General features: G+C 71.4%; 1 protein-coding gene. It reads left to right on the top strand.

The window, feature by feature from the left end:
* Window positions 1–247 (top strand): MotA/TolQ/ExbB proton channel family protein (locus AX737_RS09400; RefSeq protein ID WP_197430519.1); only part of this gene is annotated, 247 nt, incomplete at its 5' end.
* Between the last annotated feature and the right edge of the window lie 26 nt (window positions 248–273).

Below are 273 nucleotides of genomic sequence, written 5' to 3'. Positions count from 1 at the left end.
GAACTCGTTCTCGTCGATCGCGAAGAGCCAGGACACCTCGCTCGCCGTGGTGGCGCCGGGCATCGCCGAGGCGCTGTTCGCCACCGCGATCGGCCTTGTCGTCGCGATCCCCGCGGTGATGGCCTACAACAAGCTCTCGGGGGACATGGCGCGCCTCCAGAGCGGCTTCGTCTCCTGCATCGGCGTGCTCGGCAACCGGCTTGCCCGCGACCGCGGCACCGTCAAGCACCGCGCCGCCGCCGAGTAGCGCCCCCCGTTTCGGCGGGCGTCGCA

The organism is Methylobacterium sp. CCH5-D2, assembly GCF_001556475.1.
Taxonomy (GTDB): Bacteria; Pseudomonadota; Alphaproteobacteria; order Rhizobiales; family Beijerinckiaceae; genus Methylobacterium; species Methylobacterium hispanicum.
The sequence above is the reverse complement of the archived record's forward strand: the minus strand, read 5'-3'. Positions and strand labels throughout refer to the sequence as shown.